Source organism: Amycolatopsis sp. cg9 (genome assembly GCF_041346945.1).
GTDB lineage: Bacteria > Actinomycetota > Actinomycetes > Mycobacteriales > Pseudonocardiaceae > Amycolatopsis.
This window is the reverse complement of record NZ_CP166850.1, coordinates 8,958,314-8,982,484: the sequence shown is the minus strand read 5'-3', so window position 1 is coordinate 8,982,484 and position 24,171 is coordinate 8,958,314. Positions and strand designations below refer to the sequence as shown.

Genomic DNA, 24,171 nt, shown 5'->3' with positions numbered 1-24,171 from the left:
CGGACCGGGACGCAGCCGGGTGATGCGTCCCGTTGAATGAGGCATCGCGGACGACGGAGGAGAACGAGATGAACGCCTCGACCCGCCGGCCCACCCGGCCCTGGCTGATCGGCGCTCTGGTGGTGAGCACGGTCGCGGTCGCGGCGGGCCTCTACTGGTTTCAGCCGTGGCGGCTGTGGGTGGACGAAACGGTGCAGGAAAGCCTTCCGGCCGCCGCGCCGGTGTCGCAGCCTGCTGCGCCGGTGGCGGAATCGACGGCCGCGCAACCGGTTGAGCCGGTCGAGGTCGCGACCGGCACGCTGATCAGCCACGAGCACCGGACCACCGGGACGGTCCGGGTCCTGCGCGCGGCCGACGGGGCGCTCCTGCTGCGCCTGGAAAACCTCGCCACCAGCAGCGGCCCGGACGTGCACGTCTGGCTCACCGACGCGCCGGTGCGACCGGGCAAGGACGGCTGGGACGTCTTCGACGACGGCAAGCACCTCGACGCCGGCGAGCTCAAGGGGAACAAGGGAAACCAGAACTACGCCCTGCCGGCGGGCACCGACCTGAGCGGCTACACGAGCGTGAGCATCTGGTGCGATCGCTTCGACGTGTCCTTCGGCGCCGCGGAACTGACCAGCAGGCCCGCCTGACGAGTGGTGCTCCGAGTCAAGGCGAGGACGTCCCGGCCCGGCGTGTCGCCCGGGGGTAGGTTGAGGTGATGACCGACGCCTGGGGCAGCAACGAAATCGGCGTCGCGCACGGTCCGGTCGTGCAGGCGCGGGACGTCCACGGTGACGTTCACATCCACCACGCGGGGGCCCGGCCCGCGCCGCGGTCCGTGGTGGAGCGGCCGATCTCCGGGTGGAGTGCTCGGCAGCTCGGGGTGCACGAGTCGATCACGGTGGATTCGGCGACACCCGATGGTCCGCCTTGCTACGTCGTGCGCCGGCACGACGACGAAATCCGCGGCCTGCTGAGGGATGCGTCCGAAACCAGCCTGATGCTGGTGCTGGTCGGGAAGTCGGCGTCCGGGAAGACCCGCGCGGCCTACGAAGCGCTGCGGGCCGCGGGGCACCTGCGGTCCTGGCCGGTCGTGGTGCCGGCCGGGCCGAACCAGCTGGTGGAGCTTCTGGCCGGCGGGGTTCCGCCGCGGCGGGTGCTGTGGCTCAACGACGTCCAGCGCCGGTTCCTGGACCGGCCGCACGTCGAGGCGGTCGCGGAGGGGCTGGTCGAGGTGCTGTCCGGTCCCGGTCCCGTGCTGGTGGTCGCCGACGTGTGGACCGCGCACTGGAAGCTCTTGGCCGACACGCCGCAGGTGCAAAACCTCGTCAACCTGCCGCAGGTCCGGATGGTCCGCGTCGCCGACAGCTTCGCCGGCGCCAGCGACCGGGAGCGAGCGGAACTGGCGCGGTGCGCCGAGCGTGACCCGCGGCTCGCGCTGGCCGTGCGCACCGGCGAGCGGCAGCTGGCGGTCACCCAGGTGCTCTCCGGGGGACCGCGGTTGCTCCGGGACTACCTCGGCGGCCTGCACAGCCCGCACGCGCAAGCGCTCATCACGGCGGCGATGGACGCCCGGCGGCTGGGGCAGGAAAGCCCGCTCACCGCGGACGTCCTGCGCGCCGCCGTCGTGGGGTACCTCGACGACCGGGACCGGGTGGCCGGCGGCGACTGGCTGACCGATGCGCTGGCGGAGGCGGCTCGCCCGCACCACGGCATCGCCGCCTTGACCCCCACGCGGCAGCGCCCGGGCATCGGGCCACCGGACGGCTACGTCCTGCACGACTTCCTGGACCACCACACCCGCGAGGCCCGGGCTCGCAAGCGACCTCCGGCCAGTCTGTGGACCGCGCTCGCCGATCACGCCACCGCGGTCGACGACCGTTCGCGCCTGGCCGCCGAAGCCCTCCAGCGGGGCCTGTACCGGCTGGCCGCCGGATGTGCCGGGCCCGCGGCCGAGTCCGGTGACGTGGCCGCGATGCGGCTGCTCGCGGTGCTGTGCGACCTGCGCGGCGCCACCGCGGAGGCGTCCGCCTGGAAGCAGCGGAGCGGCGACCTGGACCGCGATCCGCGGCCGTTCGACGCCTCGCCCTACCTCAGCTGGGCCGAGGAGGAACCCGATCAGCACGCGCAACCCGCGGCGGCCGGGAGCGTCGACGCCCTGTGGCACGAGTTCGACCTCGCGAAGAGACAGGGCCACGAAGAGGAAGCCGTCACCTGCCTCCGGCGGCTGGTGGCGGCCGGCCAGCCGCTCGCGGTGTCGATGCTGTCGGTGCGGCTGCGCGACCGCGGCCGCGAAGAGGAGGCCGAAACGCTGCTGCGTTCCCATGCGCAGGCCGGCGATCCGGCGGCCATGTGGTACCTCGCCGACATGCTGGTGGAGAGCACGAGGGTCGACGAAGCCGTCCGCTGGTACCGGCGTAGTGCCGAACTCAGTGCCCTCGCGGTGCCGTTGCTGGTGGAAGCGCTGGCCTGCCTCGGTCGCCTGGAAGAGGCCGAAGGGCCGTTGCGGACCCAGATGCGGAACGGCGTGGAGACGGCCTGCGGGCACCTGGCCGACCTGCTCGAGCGGCTCGGTCGCGTCGACGAGGCCGAGAACGTGCTCCGCGGGTGGATCGAGGGGACGGCCGACCCGTGGAGGCTGAGCCCGCAGGAGCCGCGCGGGATGGAGCTGCTGGCCGGTCTGCTGCGCCGGGCCGGCCGCGCGGCGGAGGCGGATCGAGTCCGCCGGTACGGGATCGAACCCGGCGGGAGCACCGCGGCCGCGTGGGAACTGGCTCCGCCGCGCGACGCGTAGACCTCCCCGGCCGTCTCGCTGTGACCCGCGCCTCAGCCGGTTGCCCCTGACACCGGTGTCAGAGACGAGGATGGCCGCAGGGCTCCGGAACCGCCGGGGCCGGTCACCCGGAAGGGGCGGAAAATGGGGCAGGCGTGGGGTTTCAGCGAGTTCGGCGGGCCCGAGGTGCAGGTGTCGTTCGAGCGGCCCGATCCCGTCCCGGGTCCCGGTGAGGTGCTGGTCCGGGTCGACGTCGCCGGCGTGAACCCCCTCGACCACCTCCTGCGGGCGGGGCTGGTTCCCGGGCTGGACGGCGGGCGCCCGTTCCCCCGCGTGCTGGGCATGGAAGCCGCGGGAACCGTGCTCGCCCTCGGCGAAGACGTCGACGGGCTCGAGGTCGGGGACGCGGTGTTCGGCTTCGCGCTCACCGGTGGCGGCACGTACGCCGAGACGACGGTGCTGTCCGCGGCGAACACCGCGCGCATCCCGGCGGGGCTGTCCGCGACCGTGGCGGCGACGCTGCCGGTGGCGGGGACGACCGCGGTGGACGTGCTCGACCAGCTCGGCCTCCCGGCCGGCGCCACGATCCTGGTCAACGGCGTCGGCGGCGGGGTCGGCCTCGCCGTCGCCCGCCTGGCCGCGGCGCGCGGGCTGCGCGTGGTCGGCACCGGCAGTGCCGCCAAGCGCGAGCACGCCGAAGCCGTCGGGGTGCGGTTCGTCGACTACACCGCCGAGGACGTCGTCACCGCGGCCCGCGGGCTGGCTCCGGACGGCTTCGACGGGATCGTCGACCTGGTCGGAGGCACGTCGCTGCGGACGGTCGCCCCGCTGGCGCGCGATCCCCGGACCGTCATCGCCGTGGGGGACCAGTCCGTGCCCGAGCTGGGTGGCCGGTTCGTCGAGCGCCGCCTCGACCGCGAGAACCTGGCGCGCTCCGCCCGGCTGGCGCTCGACGGCGTCCTCGCGCCGGTGATCACCGCGGTCCACCCGCTGTCCGACGCCCCGGCCGCACTGGCCACCGTCGAGAACGGCCACCCGGCGGGCAAGGTCGTCATCAAGGTGACGTGAGAGGTGCCCGGTACGGCCGCGCCGCTCAGCCCGGGCCTCGCTGGGCCGTGACGCCGCGGCGGATGTCCCCGGGCAGCGGCCGGACGCGCTGGAGGTCGCGGCGGTGGGTGGAGCTCAGCTGCCAGGGGACGCTCGTGACCATGACGCCGGGCTCGAACAGCAGCCGGCCCTTGAGGCGTAGTGAGCTCTGGTTGTGGAGGATGTTCTCCCACCAGCGGCCGACGACGTACTCGGGGATGTAGACGCTGACGACGTCGCGGGGGCTGGACCGGCGGAGGCTCTTCACGTACTGGACCACCGGACGGGTGATCTCGCGGTACGGCGACTCCAGGACCTTGAGCGGGATCTTGATCCCTCGCTTCTCCCAGTCGCGTTGCAGGGAACGGGTGTCGGTGTCGTCGACGTTGACGGTGATCGCGGTCAGGGTGTCCGGGCGAGTGGCGCGGGCGAACGCGACGGCGCGCTGGCTCGGTTTGTGCAATGTGGACACGAGCACGATCGCGTGGACGCGGCTGGGGAGCAGCTCGAATTCGTCGTCGGCCGCCAGCTCCTCGCGGACGTGCGTGTAGTGCCGGTGGATGGCGCGCATGAGGACGTACAGCACCGGGATGGCGATGACGACCAGGTAGGCGCCGTGGGTGAACTTCGTGATCATGACGACGACCAGGACGATGGCGGTGAGCACCGCGCCGAGCGCGTTGATCAGCCGGGAGCGCTGGGCCGCTCGCCGCTCGCGGGTGTCGGTGGTGTCGGCGAGCACCCGGTTCCAGTGGCGGACCATGCCGGCCTGGCAGAGGGTGAAGGAGGTGAACACGCCGAGGATGTAGAGCTGGATGAGGCGGGTGGTGGAGCCGTCGAAGGCGAAGATCAGGATCCCGGCGACGAGGGCCAGTGCGATGATGCCGTTGGAGAACGCGAGCCGGTCGCCGCGGGTGTGCAGCTGGCGGGGCAGGTATCGGTCCTGGGCGAGGATCGAGGCCAGCAACGGGAAGCCGTTGAACGCGGTGTTGGCGGCGAGGATCAGGATCAGCGCGGTCGCGGCCTGCAGGAAGTAGAACAGGAGAGAGTGGTCGCCGCCGAACACCGCCGCGGCGATCTGGCTGATCACGGTGCGCTGCGGGTCGGTGGTGCAGTCGCCGCGGAACCCGGTGAGGTCGCACGTGTTTTCGGCGATCCGGACGTGGCTGATCATGGCGAGCGCGGTGATGCCGCCGAACATGGCGACCGCGGTCGCGCCCATCGCGGTCATCGTCTTGGCGGCGTTGGCGCTCTTGGGTTTGCGGAACGCGGGCACACCGTTGGAGATCGCCTCGACGCCGGTGAGCGCGGTGCAGCCGGAGGAGAACGACCGCAGCAGCAGGAACACCAGCGCCAGGCCGGTCAACCCGGCCTGTTCGGGGCGGACGTCGTAGCCGGCGCTCTCGGCGACCGGCGGGTGCCCGGCGGCGGCCTGGCCGAGGCCGAGCGCGATCATCAGCATGACCCCGCCGATGAACAGGTAGGTCGGGATGGCGAAGGCGCGGCCGGACTCGCGGATGCCGCGCAGGTTCATCGCCATCAGCACCAGGACGAAGCCCAGGTTCAAGGCGATGCGGTAGTCGTTGAGCTCGGGCACCGCGGAGATGATGTTGTCGACGCCGGACGCGACCGACACGGCGACGGTCATGATGTAGTCGACCATCAGCGCGCCGGCCACGACGAGTCCCGCCGAGCTGCCGAGGTTGCGCGAGGCGACCTCGTACGAGCCGCCGCCGCTGGGGTAGGCCCGCACGACCTGGCGGTAGGAGATCACCACGACGGTGAGCAGGACCGCGACCGCCAGCCCGATCCACGGCGCCAGCGTCAGGTACGCCAGGCCGCCGATCGACAGGATCAGCAGGATCTCCTGGGTCGCGTACGCCACCGAGGAGAGCGGGTCGCTGGCGAAGATCGGCAGGGCGAGCCACTTGGGCAGCAGGGTCTCGCCGAGGGTGTCGCTGCGGAACGGCCGCCCGAGTACCAGCCGTTTGAGCCATGAAGTAGGTGCCGGCACGTACCGCAGCGTCCCTCCTGGGGCGGGGGAGCGGCGTAGGGAAAACATCAAGATCCGGGCGCTCGCGTAGGGAACGCGTAAACGTCCCCGGCCGGATCGTCAGGGTCGCGTCAACGCCCCTGGTCCCCGGTGCCCGCGTGACTAGGAGATCTTGCGCCGGTACACGGCCGTGGCGAACACGTACGCGACGACGAGGATGCCGGCGCACCAGGCGAGGGCGATCCAGATGTCGCCGCCGACCGGCTGCCCGGTGAACAGCCCCCGGAGGGTGTTGACGATCGACGTCACCGGCTGGTGCTCGGCGAAGGCGCGCACCGGGCCGGGCATCGTCGCGGTGGGGACGAAGGCCGAGCTGAGGAACGGCAGGAAGATCAGCGGGTAGGAGAACGCGCTCCCGCCTTCCGCCGTCTTCGCGGAGAGACCGGCGATCACCGCGATCCAGGTCAGCGCCAGGGTGAACAGGAGCAGGATGCCGGCGACCGCGAGCCACGCCGGCACGCCCGCTCCGGAACGGAACCCCATCAGCATCGCGACGCCCACGACGATCACCACCGAGATCAGGTTGGCGACCAGCGAGGTCAGCACGTGTGCGCGAGCCGACGACGGCGAGGAAGACGTCCTCGAGGGTCGGCTGCTTCTCGACGTATTCGACTTTGGCGGGCGGGAGCAGCTGCTTGAGCTCGGCGAGGGTGCCGTTCACGATGATCCGGCCCTCGTGCAGGATCGCGATCCGGTCGGCGAGCTGCTCGGCCTCGTCCAGGTACTGCGTGGTGAGCAGCACGGTCGTACCGCGCGCGGCGAGGTCCTTCACCGCGGCCCACACTTCGAGGCGGGCCTCGGGGTCGAGCCCGGTGGTCGGCTCGTCCAGGAAGATCACCGGCGGATCCCCGATGAGGCTCATCGCGATGTCGAGGCGCCGGCGCATGCCACCGGAGTACGTCGCCACCTTCCGCGCGCCCGCGTCGGTCAGCGAGAACCGCGCGAGCAGGTCGTCCGCGATCCGGCCCGGTCGCTTCAGGTGCCGCAGCCGGGCGACGAGCACGAGGTTTTCGCGCCCGCTGAGGATTTCGTCGACGGCGGCGAACTGCCCGGTGAGGCTGATGGCCGCGCGCACGTCGTCGGCTTGCGTGACGACGTCGAACCCGGCGACGGTCGCCGTTCCCGCGTCGGGCTTGAGCAGGGTGCACAGGATGCGGATGGCGGTGGTCTTGCCGGCGCCGTTGGAGCCGAGCAGGGCGAAGATGCCGCCCCGCGCCACGTCGAAGTCGACGCCGCGCAGGACGTGCAGGTCCCGGTACGACTTTTCCAGCCCCCGCACCCGGATCGCGGTCATCGGACGGCCCCTTCGTCGCCGGCGGCCTGGTCGATGGCGCTGATCAGGCGTTGCCGCTCGCGGGCGACGTAGCCGCTCTTCGCGTAGTTGCGGATCAGCTCGTCCACGAACTCGACGGGATCGGCTCCGACGATCTCGCGGATCGGCGTACCGTCGGCCGCGGCCCGCTCGAACAGGTCGGCGACGTCCTCGAACAGCGAGGCCGCGTTGTCGCTGTCCAGCGAGCCGAAGTGCATGAGGTACCGCTCGATCCCCTCGACCGCCGTGCGGTAGTTCGGCGGGAGCTGCTTGACGCGCGCTTTGTACTGCCGCCAGCGCCGCTTGTCGCCGATCACCAGCGTGAGGAACTTCGAGACGAAGCCGCCGTCTTCCGTGTCGGACATGGTCATTTCCCTCCTCGGTGGAGCTGTTCGAGGCGTTCGGAGAGGAAGCCCCAGTTCTTCCAGAACTCGTCGAGGTGCTGCCGACCCCGTGCGTTGAGCGAGAACACCTTGCGCGGCGGCCCCTTTTCGGACGGGACCTTCTCGACGTCGACGAGCCCGCGTTGCTCGACCCTGATCAGCAGCGCGTAGACGGTGCCTTCGGCGATGTCGGAGAAGCCCTGCTCCCGCAACCACGCGGTGATCTCGTAGCCGTACGCGGACCGGCCGGCCAGGATCGCGAGGACGAAGCCTTCCAGTACGCCTTTGAGCATCTCCGTCATCTGCTTGCCCATGAACCGCCTCCTCGTGCTACTCAGTCTTGCTGAGTACCGGTACATAGTAACGCTGAATAGTGGGGTCTTGTCCAGTGCTCTGAACGGGCTCGTCCCTCAGGGGTCGCTCGGCCGGAAAGCGACCTGAAACCGGCCTGAAACCGGGGCTCCGCATCCTCTTCCCAGCCGTGGCCGCCGAGGCCGCGGGCGGACGAGAGGAGAACCGTGACCACCCCGGCGATAGCGGCCAGCGGGCTGCGCAAGTCCTTCGGCGACCAGGTCGTGCTCGACGGCATCGACCTGCGGGTCGCCGCGGGCACGATCTTCGCCCTGCTCGGGCCCAACGGTGCGGGCAAGACCACCGCCGTGCGGATCCTGTCCACCCTGATCCGCGCCGACGGCGGGCAGGCCTCGGTCGCGGGGCACGACGTGGCCGGCGAGCCGGACGGGGTCCGCGCCGCGATCGGGGTCACCGGGCAGTTCTCGGCGGTCGACAACCTGCTGACCGGCGAAGAGAACCTGCTGCTGATGGCCGACCTGCACCACCTCGGCCGCGCCGAAGGGCGGCGGAAGGCCGCCGAGCTGCTCGAGCGGTTCGACCTCGGCGACTCCGCGGGCAAGCTCGTGTCGGCCTACTCCGGCGGGATGCGGCGGCGGCTCGACCTGGCGATGACGCTCACCGGCGCGCCGCGTGTCCTGTTCCTCGACGAGCCGACCACCGGGCTCGACCCGCGCAGCCGGCAGACCGTGTGGCGGATCATCCGGGACCTCGTCGCGGGCGGTGTCACCGTCTTCCTGACGACGCAGTACCTGGACGAGGCCGACGAACTGGCCGGCCGCGTCGCGGTGCTCGACCACGGGAAGGTGGTCGCCGAAGGCACGCCGGACGAGCTCAAGCGGCGGGTCCCCGGCGGGCACGTCCGGCTGCAGTTCGCCGACGCCGAAAGCCTCGAAGCGGCCGCGCGGGCGCTCGGAGAGGGCACGCGCGACGAGTCCGCGGGCACGCTCTCGGTGCCCGGCGACGGCGGCGTCCGCTCGCTGCGCGGCCTGCTCGACCGGCTGGACGGCGCGGGGGTGGCCGTCGGCAGCCTGTCGGTGCACACCCCGGACCTCGACGACGTCTTCTTCGCCCTCACCACCGAAAAGGAGGCCGCCCGATGAGCTACGCGGTGCGCGATTCGGCGACCATGCTGCGGCGCAACCTGAAGCACCTGCGCCGGTACCCCGGGATGATGATCATGTCGCTGGGCATGCCGGTGCTGCTCCTGCTGCTGTTCGTCGGGGTCTTCGGCGGTGCGCTGAACGCCGGGTTCGCCACCCGGCCGGGCGGTGGCGCGTACGTCGACTACCTGGTGCCGGGAATCCTGCTGATGACCGTCGGGTACGGGGCTTCGATGACGGCGCTGGCGGTGAACCGGGACATGACCGAGGGGATCATCGCGCGGTTCCGGACGATGGCGATCGCGCGGGTGTCGGTGCTGACCGGGCACGTCCTGGGCGCGGTGCTGCGCACGATGGTCAGCGCGGTGCTCGTCGTCGGGGTGGCGCTGGCGTTCGGGTTCCGGCCCGCGGCGGGCTTCGGCGGCTGGCTCGCGACGCTGGGAATGGTGCTGCTGCTGGCGTTCGCGCTCACCTGGCTCGCCGTCGCCGTCGGGCTGGCGGCGAAGAACGCCGAGGGCGCGAACCTGTTCATCCTCTTCGTGCAGGTGCTGCCGTTCCTCAGCAGCGCGTTCGTGCCAACGGACACGATGTCGGGGGCCGTGCGCTGGTTCGCCCGCAACGAGCCGTTCACGCCGATCATCGACACCCTCCGCGGGCTCACGCTCGCCACGCCGGTCGGCGGGAGCGCGTGGCTCGCGGTCGCGTGGTGCGCCGGCTTCACGCTGGCCGGGTACGTCTGGGCGCGGGCGTTGTTCAGGCGCGATCCGGCGGCCTGAGCGCCACCGCCGCGATGGCCGCCGCTCGGAGCTCTTCCCGGCCGAGGCCGGCGTATGCCGACCGCGCGTCGGCGTACGCCGGCTCGTCGGCCCGTTCGGCCACGGCGCGGATGCGGGCCGAGGACATCGTGGGGTGGAAGCCCCGCACGTACCGGAAGCGCTCGGCGAGGGCGATCAGGCGCACGGCCGCGGACCGCTCGCCGGCCGTCTCCGCGCGGTCGAGGTCGGTCAGGGCCAGCGCCAGCAGGAGGGCCCCGCAGACCGGGACCGACATCGCGGGGTCCGCGAGCAGGCCGGGCAGCACGCGCGGGAGGTCGCCGGTGATCTCGGTGACGAGGTCGAGCCGCCGGTGGTGGGCGTGGGCGACGACGGCGACGGCCTGCGTCTCCCACGCCCAGCCGTCGGCGCCGGGGCCGGTGTCCATCGTGGAGCGCTGGCGTTCGGCGGTCCGGCGCCACAGGCGCAGGCCCGGGTCGGTGTCGCCGCGGGCCAGCAGGATTTCCGCGCGGGCACCGACGTCCACCATGGACGCACCGGCCACCTCGCTGCCGCCGTTCAGCATGGCTTGCTCGAGCCAGTGCTCCGCCTCGTCGATCGCGCCGATCTGCAGGTTGGCCAGCACCAGCGCGCCCCGGATCCGGGCCGCGCCTGGCCAGGTACCGGTCTCGTCGAGCACGGCGAGCACCGTGCCGAGCGACCGCCGCGCGTCCTGCCCGCGTTCCAGCTCCAGGCACAGCTCGCCGACCCGGGCGTGGGCGACGGCGCGCAGCCACGGCGACTCGCGGCCGTCGAACACGGCGACCATGCGTCCGGCCGCGGCCAGGGCGCGGTCCGGGGCGTCGAGCGCCGACCACGCGTAGCTGGCGACGCCTTCGGCCAGCCCGGCGACGAGCGGATCGTTGTTGGCGCACAAGGCGAACAACGGCTCGAAGCCCGCCGCGGCCGCCGCGCCGATCACCTGCTCGGCGGCGTGCACGAGGGTGCCGGGTGCGGCGGGCGGGAGCCGCCGGAGGGCGACCAGGGCGCGAGCGGGGCGGGGACCCTGCAACAGGAAGCTGTTCACCGCGCTCAGCACCAGCGTCGCGCGGGTCGCGGCCACGAGGCCGGGCTCGGGGCGGAAGTGCGAAAGGAGCCAGGCGGTGTCCGCCACGAGCGCGGCCATGCGGCCGAAGTTCGACTCGAACGTCCACAGCCCGCCCAGCACGGCGGCCGTCGCCGCCACGGTCGCGCCGTCCTCGTGGTCGATCCCGTACCGCAGCGCGTGCACCAGGTTGTCCTGCTCGGCGCCGGCCCGCCGCATGGCCGGGACGAGGTCGGCACCGAACAGCGCGTCGTGGTGGGCCAGGGAGAACTCCACCGCCCAGGCCAGGAAGCCGGTGGTGGCCTGCTCGGTCTCCCCGGCTTCCTCGCGGCGGGCGGCGCTGAACTCGCGGACGGTCTCCAGCATCCGGAACCGCGTGCCCGCCGGGGTGTCCAGCACCTTGAGCAGCGAGTGGCCGGCGAGCTGGTCGAGCAGCTCGACCGTGGCGTCGCCGAGCAGGTGCCGGGCGGCGCCGGTGGTGAAGCCGCCGGGGAAGACCGACAGGGCTCGCATGGCTGCTTCTCCCCGCTGGTCGAGGAGGTTCCAGCTCCAGTCGATGACGGCCTGCAGCGTGCGGTGCCGCGGTGGGGCGTCGCGGGCGCCGCCGCGCAGCAGGGCGAACCGGTCGTCGAGGTGCCGGGCGATCTCGGGGACCGACATGACCCTGCTGCGCGCCGCGGCCAGCTCGATGGCGAGCGGCAGGCCGTCGAGGTGCGCGCACAGCTGCCGGACGGCCTCGTCCGGAAGCTCGACGTCCGGCCGGACGGCGCGGGCCCGCTGCCGGAACAGTTCGGCGGCGGTCGCCGGGCTCAGCTCCGGCAGGGGGTGGACCGACTCCGAGGAGAGGTCCAGGGGCGTCCGGCCGGTCGTGAGCACCCGCAGGTCCGCGCTGAGCGCGACCAGCGCCCGGACCAGGTCGGCGGCGCCGCGGACGACGTGTTCGCAGTTGTCGAGCACGAGCAGGGCCGGCCCGGCGCCGAGCGCGTCGAGGATGCCGGTCACGGCGTCACGGGGTGCGGGCGGGCGGCTGCCCGGTGGCCCGGCGGCGTCGGCGCCCCCGACCGCCGAGGCGACTTCGGCGGCGACGTCGTCGTCGTGCGTGACGCCGGCGAGCGGCACGAAGTGCACGATCCGCTGGTCGGCCCGGCGGCTGACGGCGTGCGCGAGCCGGGTCTTGCCCAACCCGCCCGCGCCGACGATCGAGGTGACCCGGGAGGTCCGCAGCAGCCCGGCGACGGCGGCCAGGTCGGTGTCGCGGCCGAGCAGCGGGTTCGGCTCGTGCGCGACACCGTGGCGGACCGCGGGCGCCTCACCCCGCAGCAGCTGCCGGTGCAGCTCGCGCAGCGCCGGTCCGGGGTCGCTGCCGAGCTCCTCGCGCACGGTGCGCCGGTAGTCCTCGTACCGGGCCAGCGCGGCAGCGGGCCCGGCCGTCGCGGCTTCGCTGCGGAGCAGTTCCACGAGCAGCTCTTCGTCGCGCGGTCGTTCGGCCACCAGCCCGGCGAGCTCGTCGACCGCCTCGCCGGCCCGGCCCAGCCGTGACCGGCACAGCGCGCGGGCCCGGACCAGCCACCGGCTCGTCGAGGCGCGGGCCGTCCGCAGCGCGCTCAGGGGATCGGTGCCGCCGGAGTCGTGCGCGGGCGGTGTCCAAAGGGCGAGGCCCGCTTCGGCGTGGGCGAGTGCGGCTTCGTGGTCGCCTTCGCGGGAAAGCCGCGCGCACGCGGCGGCGCTGAGCAGCACCGCGCCGGCGTCCACCCGGTGCTCGGCCAGGGTGAGCCGGTAGCCCGTCGGCGTGGCTTCGACGACGTCGGCGCCGAGCCGGGCCCGCGCGCGGGACACGAGCACCTGGAGCGCCTTGGCGGGGTGTTCCGGTCGCTCGTCCGGCCAGAGCCCGTCGATCAGGCGGGAAGTGCTCGCGCCGGTGCGCAGCTCCTCGGCGAGCAGGGCGAGCAGCCCGCCGAGGCGGGGGCTGGTGATTTCCCGGCCGCGGCAGGCCACCCGCGGCAGCAGGACCAGCTCGATCGTCACCGCGCCAGGCTAGCCGCGCGGAGGTGCCGCGGGGCCCGAACCCGGTGACCGCACCCGGTCGTCGAGGTGTGTCGCGTAGCCTGATCCCGGCGCGCCGGGAAGTCTGGTCGGCATCCGGATCGGATCTGGAGGACCGGCTGATGCGTGGTGTGGAAACCGTACTGTTCCTCGTGGTCGTCGCGACCGTGGTCGCCACCTTCGCCCGGCGGCTGCGGGTTCCGGCGCCCTCGCTGCTGGTCGTCGCCGGCGTCGCCGTGGGGCTGCTGCCCGGGGTGCCGGTCGTGCAGGTGACCCCGGACGTGATCAGCCTCGTCGTGCTCCCGCCGCTGCTGTTCGCGGCGGGGGAGGAGCTGCCGTGGCGGGACCTGCGCGCGGTCGGGCGGCCGGTCGCGGTCCTGTCGGTCGGGCTGGTGCTGCTCTCGGCCGCGGCGGTGATCGGCACGGCGGTCGCGGTCACGCCGTTGCCGGTGGGGATGGCGTTCGTGCTGGGCGCGGTGCTGGCGAGCACCGACCCGGTCGCGGTGACGGCCCTGGCGCGGCGGCTGGCGCTGCCGCCCCGGGTCCAGGCGCTGATCCAGGCGGAGAGCCTGTTCAACGACGCGACCAGCCTGCTGCTGTTCCGGGTGGCGTTGTTCCTGGCCGTCGCGGGCGGGGCCGCGTCGTGGAGCCGGACGCTGGGGGAGTTCGGGCTGCTCGCGGGCGGTGGCCTGGCGGTCGGCGTGCTCACGGCGCTCGGCGCGTTCCTGATCCGGCGCCGGACCGAGGACCCGGTGCTGGAGACGGTGATTTCGCTGGTCACGCCGTACGCGGGGTACCTCGTCGCGGAGTCGGTCGGCGGGTCGGGCGTCACCGCGGTGGTCGTGGCCAGTGTGATCCTCGGGACCCAAGCCGAACGGCTGACGACCGCGCGGATCCGGCTGCAGGTCGGCGCGGTCTACCAGACCGTGGTGTTCCTGCTGGAGAGCGTCGTGTTCGGCCTCATCGGACTCCAGCTGCCCGCGCTGGTGCGGCGGGTGGCCGGCGACGGCGCGTGGTGGCTGCTGCAGGCCGTGGCCATCGCGGCGACGCTCGTCCTGGCGCGGCTGCTGCTGGTGTTCGTGCTTTCGGCCGTGCGGCAACGGCGCGAGGCCGGCCGGATCTCCTGGCAGGTCCCCGCGGTCGTCTCGTGGGCGGGCGCGCGCGGCGTGGTGCCGCTGGCGGCGGCGCTGTCCCTGCCGGTGGCCACGTTGGACGGTTCGGCGTTGCCCGCGCGGGACCTCGTCCTGCTGCTGACGACGGCGGTGATCGTGCTGACGCTCGTGGTCCAGGGCTTCACGCTCGCCCCGCTGGTCCGCCGGGCGGGGATCGCGCTGGACCCGGCCGATCTGCGCACCGAGTACTCCGCCGCCCGCCGCAAGCTCGCCGAAGCCGGCCTGTCGCACCTGGACCACCTCGCCGAGACCGAGTCCGCGCCGGCGTTCGCGGTCGACCAGCTCCGCGCGGGCTGGCAGGCGCGCCTCGACCACATCCGGGGCGACACCGGTGAGGACGACTGGGTGCGCGGCATCGACTACCGGGCCCTGCGGCGCGAGCTGATCGACGTCGAGGCGGCCGAGCTGACCCGCCTGTTCGAGGCGGGCGAGATCACCGACGGCACCCGCCGCCGCATCCAGCGGCTGCTCGACCTCGAGCACGCCGGCCTCGAGGACTGAGCCGGCACCGGTTCGTCACGCGGGAGATCGGATCGTTACCCAACTTCGGGTGGGTTGGAACGTCTGATGGGACGTGAGAGTGATCCGTATCGCCGGGCTCGGCGTGGTGGCCCTGCTGTTGGCTGCGTGTAGTGGACAGACCGAGACCGCGGGGACCGCGCAAGCGGCCGGAGCCGTCGGTGCGTCAGGGACGGCGGCGGTACCCGGCGTACCGGCCGCGACGGTGGCGTTCGTGCCCGGTGCCGGAGACCAGCTGAGCCCGAAGGACCCGATCGTCGTCAAGGCGTCGGGGGGCACGTTGCAGGCGGTCGCGGTCACGAACCCGCAGACCGGCAACGCCGTCGAGGGCGACCTCTCGCCGGACAAGACGACGTGGACCAGCAAGGACCACCTCCGGTACGGGGCCACGTACCAGGTGGCCGCCACCGCGGTGAACCAGGCGGGCGCGGCGACCGAGCAGCACGGGGAAGTGCACACGCTCAAGCCGGCCGGGGTCGCCACGCCGTCGCTCTTCCAGCCGTCGTCCGGCGATTTCGGCGTCGGCCTGGTCATCGGCCTGAAGTTCGACCACGACATCACCGACAAGGCCGCGGTGGAGAAGTCGTTCAAGGTGACGTCGTCCCCGGCCCAGGACGGCGGCTGGTACTGGGTGGGCAAACGCGAAGTGCACTTCCGGCCCAAGGACTACTGGAAGGCCGGCTCGACGGTGAAGCTCGAGACCACGACCTTCGGCACGCCGATCGGCGGCGGCGTGTACGGCGGCCAGGACGTCTCGGCCACCTACAAGGTGCACGACTCCTGGATCGCCAAGGCGGACGGCAAGACGCACCAGATCAAGGCGTTCCACAACGGGCAGCTGGTGAAAACCGCGCCGATCAGCATGGGCAAGACCGCCGACACCCCGCCGCGGGGCCCGACACCGACCTTCAACGGCACGCACACCGTGCTGTCGAAGGAGGACCACAAGATCATGGACTCCTGCAGCTACGGCGTGTGCGAGGGCGACCCCGGCTACTACAAGGCGCCGGAGAACTGGAACGTCCGGATCTCCAACGACGGTGAATACCTGCACGAGAACCTGAAGACGGTGGGTGTGCAGGGCAGCGACAACGTCTCCAACGGCTGCCTCAACATGAACACCGAGAACGCCAAGTGGTTCTTCGACACCTTCAACGTCGGCGACGTCGTCGAGATCACCAACTCGGGCGGCCCGCAGCTGTCGATCAACAACGGACACGGGGACTGGGCCATCAGCTGGAGCGCCTGGCAGGCGGGCAGCGCCCTGCGCGGCTGAGCGCCACCACCGGCACGACGAACCAGAGGACGCCTCCGGCGCAGCGACTGCGCCGGAGGCGTCCTGCTTTATCAGCGCAGGTGCTGACATCCTCACCTCGGAACGTTGGCACCAATACGTTTCCGACGAAATCCCGTACCGGGCGCCGTGTCCGCACGGGCTCGATCAGTGACGGACTCCGCGCTCGCCGGAGCATTTTGGCGAAACGGCATCGGCTTTTCGCCGAGAATTGTCGGGCGACCTCGTCCGGATTTCGGGCCGGGTGGCGCGCTGGGGCGTTCGGGTCATGCATTGCTGCGGCGGACGGCCGAACAAGATCCGGCGGGCGCCGTTGATCTTCGCTGCCCCTTCGGGCGGTCAAAGGGGAATTCGCCGGTGCGGGGTGCGGTGCCGGCCGAGCGGTTGCCGTCCGGCGACGAACCCGTCGAGGGGCTTGACGTTGAATTGCGGTGTGGGCAATGTTTACCCCTTGTACGGAGAAACGCGCAGGGGAGGGTGGCACGGCATCAGGCACGTTCGCGCGAATATCTGACGGAGCGCCGAATGATTCGGCGAGAAATGCACGTCCGAACCTAGGAGTCGAACATGGCGGCGACCTACGGCGCCCCAGGGGTCTACATCGAGGAACGCCCGAGCGGGTCGATGCCACTGCAGGGGGTCGGCACCTCGGTCGCGGCTTTCGTCGGGTTCACCGCTGCCTACCACGCCGAGGCCGGTGATCCGGCCGACGCGGAAGGCGTGAAACCGCAGCTGGTGACGAGCTGGCCGCAGTACGAGCGGATCTACGGCGGGTTCGCGCCCGGCATCCTGCTGCCGCACGCGGTGAAGGGCTTTTTCGAGAACGGCGGCACCACCTGCTACATCGTGCGCATCCCGGCCCCGGACGGCTCGGCGGGCCGGCCCCGGCGCGTCCTGGTGACCGGTGGCAAGCAGGAGATCGAAACCCTCACGGTCGAGGCCCTCGAGCCGGGCTCGCGCTGCGAGGTCGTCATCGAGCCGCCCGCACCGCCGGCGGAGGGCGAGGAACCCGCCGTGGGCGAGTTCACCCTGAAGGTCGTGGAAGACGGGCAGGTCAGGGAGGACTACCCGGCGGTCGGCCTCGGCCGCGGCCAGCGCGGCGTGGAGAAGCTGGTCAACGGGCGCTCCAAGCTCATCCGGGTCGAGGTGCACAACGTCCCCGGCACGGCGCTGACCGACCGGCTGCCGGCACCGGGCCGGTACCCGATCGAACCCGCCGCCCCGGTCGCGGCGAGCGTTTCGCCGCAGGAGTTCGAAGGATCCGAGGCGGCCCGCACCGGGTACAACGGGCTCGCGGTCGCCGACACGGTGAGCATGGTGGCCGTCCCCGACCTGATCACCCTCGCGACCCGCGACGACGGTTCGTTCGACGACGAGCTCTACCTGGCCGCCCAGGGCCGGCTGGTGGACTGGTGCGAGCGCAGCCGGACGAAGATGGCGATCCTCGACGCGCCGCCCGGCCTCGACGCGCAGCGCGCGCTGGAATGGCGCTCGGCACTGGGCAAGGACAGCGCGTTCGGCGTCGCGTACTACCCGCACCTGGTGGTGCCGAACCCGCTCACCCGCCCGGGTTCGACGAACGGCGACCGCTTCCTCACCGTGCCGCCGAGCGGGCACGTGGCCGGTGTCTGGGCCCGCACGGACGGGAGCCGCGGCGTGTGGAAGGCGCCGGCGAACGAGGTCTGCCGCGGCGTCGCGCGGCTCGAGAACGACGTCACCGACGGCGAGCAGGACCTGCTCAACCCCGCGCAGGTCAACTGCATCCGGTCCTTCGGCGCCAACGGGATCCGGATCTGGGGTGCGCGCACCTTGGCGGCGACCGACCAGAGCTGGCGCTACGTCAACGTGCGGCGGCTGTTCATCTTCATCGAGGAGAGCATCCGGCGCGGAACGCAGTGGGTCGTGTTCGAACCGAACGACAGCGACCTGTGGGCGCGGGTCCGGCGCACCGTCGCCGCGTTCCTGCACGGCCTCTGGATGCAGGGCGCCCTGGTCGGCGCCACGCCCGACCAGGCTTTCTACATCCTGTGCGACGAGTCCAACAACCCGGAGACCTCGGTGGGCGAGGGGAAGCTGGTCGTCGACGTCGGGCTCGCCCCGGTGAAGCCGGCCGAGTTCGTCGTGTTCCGGATCAGCCAGTGGCAGGGCGGCGCCACGACGTCGGAATAGCGCACGTCGGAGTAGCTCCCGGAAGGAGTAGCAAGTGCCGGATCTCGCGACGACGTCGGTCTTCGTGCTGGAGATCGACAGTGTCGAAATGGGGAGTTTCCGCAAGGTCTCCGGGATCGAGTCGGAGACCGAGACGATCGAGTACAAGGAAGTCACCAAGGACGGCCGGATGATCATCCGCAAGCAGCCGGGCGCGATGAAGTGGTCCGACATCACCCTGGAACGCCGGATCGACAGCTCGCACTCGCTGTGGGAGTGGCGCAAGGAGGTGATCGACGGCGACATCGACAAGGCCCGGCGGCACGGGTCGATCGTCGCGAAGAACTCCAAGATGGAAGAGGTCGCCCGGTGGAACTTCACCGACGGGTGGCCGTCCAAGTGGACCGGCGCGGACTTCGACGCCGGCGCCAACGACGTCGCGACCGAGAAGGTCGTCATCACCCACGAAGGCCTGGTCCGCGCGTGAGCCTGCACACCGAATACGCGTTCACGCTGCCCAAGGGCTACGTGGACGACGAAGGTTCGCTGCACCGCACCGGCGTCATGCGGCTGGCCTGCGCGCGCGACGAGATCGAGCCGCTGCGCGACCCCCGGGTCAAGGAGAACGAGGCCTACGCGACGGTGATCGTCCTGGCGAAGGTGATCACCGAGCTGGGCGACGTCGGCCAGGTGACGCCGAAGGTGGTGGAGAAGCTGTTCGTCGGCGACTACCAGTACCTGCAGGACTTCTACCGGATCATCAACTTCGGCGACGCGACCATCCTGGACACGCTGGAGCCGGGCAGCCCTTTCCCGCAGGAGGTGCTGGCGGTGGACTAGCGCGCTACGCCGTCGACGAGCTCTGGCGGGAGGTCGCCTACCTGGCCTACCACCTGCACTGGGGCCTTGACCAGCTGCTCGACCTCGAACACGGCGACCGGATCAGGTTGCTCACCGAGGTCGGCGGATTGAACGAGCGGTTCTGGCAGGGGGTGGAGGGTGACCGGGACGGCACGCACGCCTGACCCGCCGTTCACCGGCCGGTTCGTGTTCCTGGTGGACGGCCTGACGATCGGGGCGTTCACCGAGGTCTCGGGGCTGTCGGTGCAGATCGACACGGAGGAGCTGGCCGAAGGCGGCCAGAACCACTACACGCACAAGCTGCCGGGCCGGATGAAGTGGCCGAACCTCGTGCTCAAACGCGGGATCACCGAATCGGACAACCTGTTCGAGTGGTTCGCGAAGTGCTCCGGTGACGGGTTCGCCAAGGCGGACAACCGGCTCGAGCGCCTCGGCGGCTCGGTGAAGCTCCTGGACACCACGGGCAAGACCGTGCGCCGCTGGAGCTTCGTCGAGGCGTACCCGGTGAAGTGGACGGGCCCGCGGCTGGCGGCGTCCTCCCGCGATCTCGCCGTCGAGGAGCTGGAGGTGTGCCACTGTGGCTTCAAACCGGAGAAGTAGCCTCGGCGCCACGGCTCTCGGCCGGCTTTCGCGGGTGACTCGCCGGCTGTTCCCGCGCCGCGCGCGCACGGGACAGCGGCCGGGCGGTGCGGTGTCCGGTCTCGCGGTGCGGCCGCCTTGGTGGCGCGTGGTCGCCCGGTGGATGGTGGCCAGGTCGAGTTCCGACCCGGCCGTGACCACGGCTCGGCCGGCGTCGAAACCGCTGGTGCCACGGACGATCGCGCTCACGAGCCGGGCTGCTGCCGGCCGGGGAACGCCGGCGGTCGTGCGCAAGACGCCGCTCGCCGTGGCGGGTCGGGTTGCCCGGCCCGCCTCGCTGGCTGCGGGGCCTTCGGTCGGTGCCGGGCCGACTGGGACGGCTTCGAGGCGGGGGATTCTAGCCGGGGGTGGTCTGGCCGGAGTGGCTTCGGCGAAGACGGATCCGGCAATGGGGCGCCTGGCCGGCTTGGCCGGAACGATTGGGGGAACGGCAACCGCGGCCGGTGCGGGCCCGACCAGCACGGCTTGGGGAAGAGCAACCGCGGCCGGTGCGGGCCCGACCGGCACGACTGGGGGAGTGGCAGGCTGGGCCGGTGCGGGCCTGGCCGTGCGAGCTTCGGTGAGGCGGCGCTCGGCCGGCGCGGGCTTGGCCGGAATCGGCTTGGCCGGTGGGAGTTCGGCCGGTCCGGGCCTGGCCGGATCGGGCTCGGCTGCACTCGGTCTGACCGGCGGGATCCCGCTAGGCGCGAGCCCGACCGGAATGAACTCGGCCGCATCCGGTCCGGCCGGTGGGAGTTCGGCCAGCGGGAGCCCGGTTGGCGCGGGCCTGATCGGAATGGACTCGGCTGCGCCGGGCCCGGCCGGCGTGACTTCGGCTGTCGGGATCCCGGTCCGCGCGGGTTTGCCCGGAATCGGCGTGGCCGTCGGAATCCCGGCCGGGGCGCGCCTGGCCGGAAAGAACCCGGGTGCGACCGGCGCTCGGTCCGGGGCGAGCGCGGCCGAATCGGCCTCCGGGCGAGCGACCTCGCTCGGGCCGGTTCCGGCCGGCGCGGACCCCACCCGACGAGTGGTGCCGGCAAGTGGGCGTTCAGCCGGAAGGGCCTCCGCGGGAACGATCTCGCCCCACACGAACTCTTCGGCAGGCAGGCGGCTCGTCCGGAGGGCAGCCGCGCCGCCGGGTTCCGCCGCCGATGGCCCGGTGCGGGAACCGCGGACCGCCGAACGCCGGTGGCGGGCCGCCGTCGCCCGGCAGCCGCTGGAAACTCCTCGGTCGTTCCCCGCTGTCCTCCGGCCGCTCGTCCACCGCTTGGCCGGGAACTCTCCCGTGCGCTACACCACCGGGCCGCGCACCCGGGCGGCGCTCGCCGCCGCCGGGGCACTCGGGGCCACCACCGGCAGCACCGTGCACCTGAGCACGCCGCCCGGCTCCCGGCCTGCCGCGCTCGGCGTGCTCGCGCACGAACTCGCGCACGCCCGCCGCCCGGTCGGGCGGCCGCGGTTCCTGCTCGGGCTGCCCGAGGGGGCGGCCGACGAGGACGAACGGGCCGCCCGTTCGGCCGGTGAAGCCGTCCGGAGCACGGCCGATCGGGCCGTCTCCGCCGGGGTCGTGGACCGCCTGCCCGTCGGCGGGGCCGGTGCGGGCGGGGTCGTGGACGTCGCGACGCAGGCCGCGAAGGCCGCGGTGGCCGACGAGGTCGCTCAGGCCCGCCAGCCGGTCACCCAGTACTTCGGCGCCGCCGCGCAAGTCGCGGCGGGAGAGGCCCGGGACACGGCCGGCGAAGCGGCCGGACCCGTTGCCGAGACGGCGAACCGCGCGGCGGTGACCGTCGCGAGTGGACCGCCGGGCGCGGGCGTCGATCTCGACCGGATCGCCGAGGCCATCGAAGCGCGCGTCCTGCGCCAGCTCGAACGCCGCGGCGGCCGGTACACGGGGGTGTTCTGATGTCCGCTCCGGTCAAGGCGTACCTGCAGATCGAAGGCGGCGGGCGGATCGACTGCATGTTCAACCCCGCCGAGCTCACCATCGCCAAGTCCAACACCTGGAGCGCGAAGGAAGCCAAGGGCAAGAACGCGCCGCAGCTGCGGTTCCAGGCCGGGCAGTCGGCGACGCTGACGATGAGCCTGACCTTCGACACCACGCGCACCGGCGACCCGGTCACCGAGCACACCGACCGGCTGCTGGGCCTGATGAAGGTCGACCCGAAGCTCGCCGGCTCCGACCGCGGGCGCAACTCCGCCCGCCCGCCGTGGGTCGAATTCCACTGGGGCGCCACCTACTCCTTCAAAGCCGTGGTCGAACGCCTGCAGGTGCGGTTCACCTACTTCGCCGGCAGTGGCACGCCGTTGCGCGCCAAGGCCGACGTTTCACTGAAGCAGTGGAAGGACGAAGCCGAGCTGCCGCTGCAGAACCCGACGTCGGCCACGCCGTCGCTGCACACCGTCCACCGGCTGCTGCCCGGGGAGACGCTCGACCGGGTCGCCGCCGCGCACTACGGCGACCCGACCCGGTGGCGGGTCATCGCCGAGGCCAACGGCATCCTGGACCCCCTGCGGCTGCCCGACGGCGTTTCGCTGGCGGTGCCCGAGCTCGAGGTGCGCCACCGTGACTGAGGAACGCCGCCTCGACGGCGTGCTCGTCACCGTCGACGGCTCGCCGCTGCGCACCGAGCTGTACGGGCGGCTCACGCTGGTGCAGGTCGAAGAGTCCGTGCAGCTGCCCGACACGTTCCTGCTGCGCTTCGACGACCAGCACTTCGAGCTGTTCGACGAGGACCGGTTCCGGCTCGGCACGGCGATCGACATCGCGTTCCGCGCGGAGGGCGAGCCGGTGGTCGTCACCTCCGGCGAGGTCACCGCCATCTCCGTCGAGGCCGGCGCGGGCGGACGGCACGAGCTCGTGGTGACCGGGCTGGACCTGACCCACCGCCTGGCGCGCGGCGGCAAGTCGCGGGCGTTCACCAACATGACCGACGCCGATGTCGCCCGCCGGATCGCCGGGGAGTACGGCCTCGACGCCGACGTCGACGGCACCAGCGAGATCCGCGAGCACACGCTGCAGCACGGCGAAACCGACTACGCGTTCCTGCGGCGCATCGCCGACCGGATCGGCTACGACTTCTGGATCACCGAACGCAAGTTCCACTTCAAGCGCAAGCCCGCCGGGCGGCGCCGGCCGCCGGTGCTGGTGTGGGGGGACAACCTCCACGACTTCCGGGTGCGCTTCGCCTCCGTGGACGCCTGCGACGAGGTCGTCGTCACCGCATGGGACCCGGTGGACAAGCGGGCCGTCACCGGCCGGGCCAGTACCCCGGACCCGGGGTCGGACGCGCCCGCGGTCGCGGAGATGGCCGCCGCCGCGCGCCGGGGTTTCGGCGCGGTCACGCGGCGGGCGGGGCAGTTCCCGGCGGCGAGCAAACCCGAAGCGGACGCGCGGGCGGAAGCGTTGCTGCGCAAGGCTTCCGGCGGTCAGGTGGTCCTGCGCGGCGAGGCGACGGGCAATCCGTGGCTGGGTGCCGGCACCGAGGTCCAGCTCGACCGGGTGGGCCGCCGCCTGGCCGGCCGGTACCGGGTCACCAGCGTCGAGCACGTCTACGGCACCGGGCGCCCGTACGTGACGCGGTTCGTCTGCGGCGGCCAGGAGTCCGACGGGCTGGCCGACCTGCTCGGCGGCGGCGGTGGCCGCGGCTGGGGCAGCCTGGTCGTCGCGGTGGTGACCAACAACGACGACAAGGCGGGCCAGGCGCGGGTGAAGGTGCGGTTCCCGACCCTGACCGACGACGAGAGCACCTGGGCCCGCGTGGTCGCGCCCGGGGCCGGCGCGAAGCGGGGCGTGCAGTGGCTGCCCGAGGTCGGGGACGAGGTCCTGATCGGCTTCGAGAACGACGACAAGGCGCGGCCCCTGGTGCTCGGCGGCCTGTGGAGCCGCAAGGACGCGCCGCCGGAGGCCGCGGTGTCGCGCGGCGGGAAGGTGGAGCGGCGGATCCTCGCCAGCCGCAAGGACCACCGGCTGGTGCTGACCGACGAGCCGGCCAGCTCGATCGAGCTGAAGCTGGGCGACTCCGGCTGCCTGCTGCACCTGGAGCAGACCGAGTCGAAGCTGACCGGCGAGCGCAAGCTCGTCCTCACCGCCGACCGCATCGAGATCAAGGCCGGCCAGAAGCTCGTGCTGGACGGTCCGCAGGTGGAGATCACCGCCACCGGCGCGGTGACCGTGTCCGGCAAGCCGATCAAGCTCAACTAGGAAGGCGACGATGGGAGAACCCGCAGCGAGGCAAGGTGATCCGGTGACCGGCACCGACACGCACATCGTGCTCACGCCCTCGCCGGGCGGCCCGGTGCCCACCCCGACCCCGATGCCGTTCGCCGGAAAGCTGGTGACCGGGCTGTCCGCCGACGTCCTCGTCAACGGGCTCCCGGCCGCGACGGTGAACAGCGGCGCGCAGAACCTGCCACCGCACCTGCCACCGCCGGGCACGTCGTTCTCGCGCCCGCCCGCCAACACCGGCACGGTGCTGACCGGCTCGGCGACCGTGCTGTGCAACGGCAAGGGCATGGCCCGCACCGGCGACCGGGTGCGGACGTGCAACGACCCCGTCGACGCGCCGACGTCGGCGATCGGGCCCGGTTCGGCGAACGTGCTGGTGGGCTGAGCG

At 72.5% G+C, this 24,171-nt stretch carries 19 protein-coding genes and 3 pseudogenes; 16 read left to right on the top strand and 6 right to left on the bottom strand.

Annotation, left to right across the window (positions count from 1 at the left end; translation table 11 throughout):
• Positions 1–68: 68 nt before the first annotated feature.
• From AB5J73_RS41170 to AB5J73_RS41160, 3 genes are all read left to right on the top strand, one after another.
• Positions 69–635 (top strand): DM13 domain-containing protein, encoded by a 567-nt coding sequence (locus tag AB5J73_RS41170; RefSeq protein ID WP_370964415.1) that lies wholly within the window; start codon positions 69–71, stop codon positions 633–635.
• A 68-nt stretch (positions 636–703) separates the two neighbouring features.
• Entirely contained in the window at positions 704–2,779 is a 2,076-nt protein-coding gene (locus AB5J73_RS41165) for a hypothetical protein (protein WP_370964414.1), read from the top strand.
• A 123-nt stretch (positions 2,780–2,902) separates the two neighbouring features.
• The gene (locus AB5J73_RS41160) at positions 2,903–3,826 is read left to right on the top strand and encodes an NADP-dependent oxidoreductase (protein ID WP_370964413.1); all 924 of its coding nucleotides are present in this window, start codon (positions 2,903–2,905) and stop codon (positions 3,824–3,826) included.
• Positions 3,827–3,851: 25 nt separating this feature from the next.
• On the opposite strand, the gene AB5J73_RS41155 is transcribed toward AB5J73_RS41160, so the two are convergent.
• The 5 genes and pseudogenes from AB5J73_RS41155 to AB5J73_RS41135 all read right to left on the bottom strand — a co-directional run bounded on the left by AB5J73_RS41155 (position 3,852) and on the right by AB5J73_RS41135 (position 7,906).
• Positions 3,852–5,858, bottom strand: coding sequence for an APC family permease (locus AB5J73_RS41155; protein ID WP_370964412.1), 2,007 nt, complete (start codon positions 5,856–5,858; stop codon positions 3,852–3,854).
• A gap of 141 nt (positions 5,859–5,999) precedes the next feature.
• A pseudogene (locus tag AB5J73_RS41150) lies at positions 6,000–6,449 on the bottom strand (ABC transporter permease); the annotation flags it as partial.
• Position 6,450: 1 nt separating this feature from the next.
• Positions 6,451–7,191, bottom strand: a pseudogene (locus AB5J73_RS41145) (ABC transporter ATP-binding protein); the annotation flags it as partial.
• Positions 7,188–7,574, bottom strand: coding sequence for a DUF1048 domain-containing protein (locus tag AB5J73_RS41140; RefSeq protein ID WP_370964411.1), 387 nt, complete (start codon positions 7,572–7,574; stop codon positions 7,188–7,190). The gene AB5J73_RS41140 and the pseudogene AB5J73_RS41145, both read right to left, overlap by 4 nt.
• A 2-nt stretch (positions 7,575–7,576) precedes the next feature.
• On the bottom strand, positions 7,577–7,906 hold the full coding sequence (locus tag AB5J73_RS41135; RefSeq protein ID WP_370964410.1) for a PadR family transcriptional regulator: 330 nt from the start codon (positions 7,904–7,906) through the stop codon (positions 7,577–7,579).
• Positions 7,907–8,110: 204 nt separating this feature from the next.
• Between AB5J73_RS41135 and AB5J73_RS41130 the strand changes: the two genes are divergently transcribed.
• The gene (locus AB5J73_RS41130; protein WP_370964409.1) at positions 8,111–9,046 is read left to right on the top strand and encodes an ATP-binding cassette domain-containing protein; all 936 of its coding nucleotides are present in this window, start codon (positions 8,111–8,113) and stop codon (positions 9,044–9,046) included.
• Entirely contained in the window at positions 9,043–9,822 is a 780-nt protein-coding gene (locus tag AB5J73_RS41125) for an ABC transporter permease (protein ID WP_370964408.1), read from the top strand. The genes AB5J73_RS41130 and AB5J73_RS41125 overlap by 4 nt, the downstream gene beginning before the upstream one ends.
• Here AB5J73_RS41125 and AB5J73_RS41120 read toward each other — a convergent pair.
• Positions 9,800–12,928 carry a BTAD domain-containing putative transcriptional regulator gene (locus AB5J73_RS41120; protein ID WP_370964407.1) on the bottom strand — a complete coding sequence of 1,043 codons (3,129 nt, stop codon included), beginning with the start codon at positions 12,926–12,928 and terminating at the stop codon, positions 9,800–9,802. The two genes, AB5J73_RS41125 and AB5J73_RS41120, sit on opposite strands and share 23 nt — an antisense overlap.
• A 140-nt stretch (positions 12,929–13,068) precedes the next feature.
• Here AB5J73_RS41120 and AB5J73_RS41115 point away from each other — a divergent pair, with 140 nt between their 5' ends.
• The 11 genes and pseudogenes from AB5J73_RS41115 (at position 13,069) to AB5J73_RS41065 (ending at position 24,168) form a co-directional block, all read left to right on the top strand.
• Positions 13,069–14,619 (top strand): Na+/H+ antiporter, encoded by a 1,551-nt coding sequence (locus tag AB5J73_RS41115; RefSeq protein WP_370964406.1) that lies wholly within the window; start codon positions 13,069–13,071, stop codon positions 14,617–14,619.
• 79 nt (positions 14,620–14,698) lie between these two features.
• Positions 14,699–15,913 (top strand): Ig-like domain-containing protein, encoded by a 1,215-nt coding sequence (locus tag AB5J73_RS41110; protein WP_370964405.1) that lies wholly within the window; start codon positions 14,699–14,701, stop codon positions 15,911–15,913.
• A 585-nt stretch (positions 15,914–16,498) separates the two neighbouring features.
• Positions 16,499–18,100, top strand: a complete 1,602-nt coding sequence (locus AB5J73_RS41105; RefSeq protein WP_370964404.1) for a phage tail sheath family protein — start codon at positions 16,499–16,501, stop codon at positions 18,098–18,100.
• A 34-nt stretch (positions 18,101–18,134) separates the two neighbouring features.
• Positions 18,135–18,566 carry a phage tail protein gene (locus tag AB5J73_RS41100; protein ID WP_370964403.1) on the top strand — a complete coding sequence of 144 codons (432 nt, stop codon included), beginning with the start codon at positions 18,135–18,137 and terminating at the stop codon, positions 18,564–18,566.
• Positions 18,563–18,919, top strand: coding sequence for a hypothetical protein (locus AB5J73_RS41095; RefSeq protein WP_370964402.1), 357 nt, complete (start codon positions 18,563–18,565; stop codon positions 18,917–18,919). The genes AB5J73_RS41100 and AB5J73_RS41095 overlap by 4 nt, the downstream gene beginning before the upstream one ends.
• A gap of 20 nt (positions 18,920–18,939) precedes the next feature.
• A pseudogene (locus AB5J73_RS41090) lies at positions 18,940–19,104 on the top strand (DUF6760 family protein); the annotation flags it as partial.
• On the top strand, positions 19,079–19,540 hold the full coding sequence (locus tag AB5J73_RS41085) for a phage tail protein (protein WP_370964401.1): 462 nt from the start codon (positions 19,079–19,081) through the stop codon (positions 19,538–19,540). The pseudogene AB5J73_RS41090 and the gene AB5J73_RS41085, both read left to right, overlap by 26 nt.
• 1,303 nt (positions 19,541–20,843) lie before the next feature.
• A complete protein-coding gene (locus AB5J73_RS41080; RefSeq protein WP_370964400.1) occupies positions 20,844–21,461 on the top strand; it encodes a DUF4157 domain-containing protein in 618 nt (205 codons plus the stop codon).
• Positions 21,461–22,129 (top strand): peptidoglycan-binding protein, encoded by a 669-nt coding sequence (locus AB5J73_RS41075; protein ID WP_370964399.1) that lies wholly within the window; start codon positions 21,461–21,463, stop codon positions 22,127–22,129. Before AB5J73_RS41080 ends, AB5J73_RS41075 begins: the two co-directional genes overlap by 1 nt.
• On the top strand, positions 22,122–23,759 hold the full coding sequence (locus AB5J73_RS41070) for a VgrG-related protein (RefSeq protein WP_370964398.1): 1,638 nt from the start codon (positions 22,122–22,124) through the stop codon (positions 23,757–23,759). The genes AB5J73_RS41075 and AB5J73_RS41070 overlap by 8 nt, the downstream gene beginning before the upstream one ends.
• 43 nt (positions 23,760–23,802) lie before the next feature.
• A complete protein-coding gene (locus AB5J73_RS41065; RefSeq protein ID WP_370964397.1) occupies positions 23,803–24,168 on the top strand; it encodes a PAAR domain-containing protein in 366 nt (121 codons plus the stop codon).
• Positions 24,169–24,171: the final 3 nt, after the last annotated feature.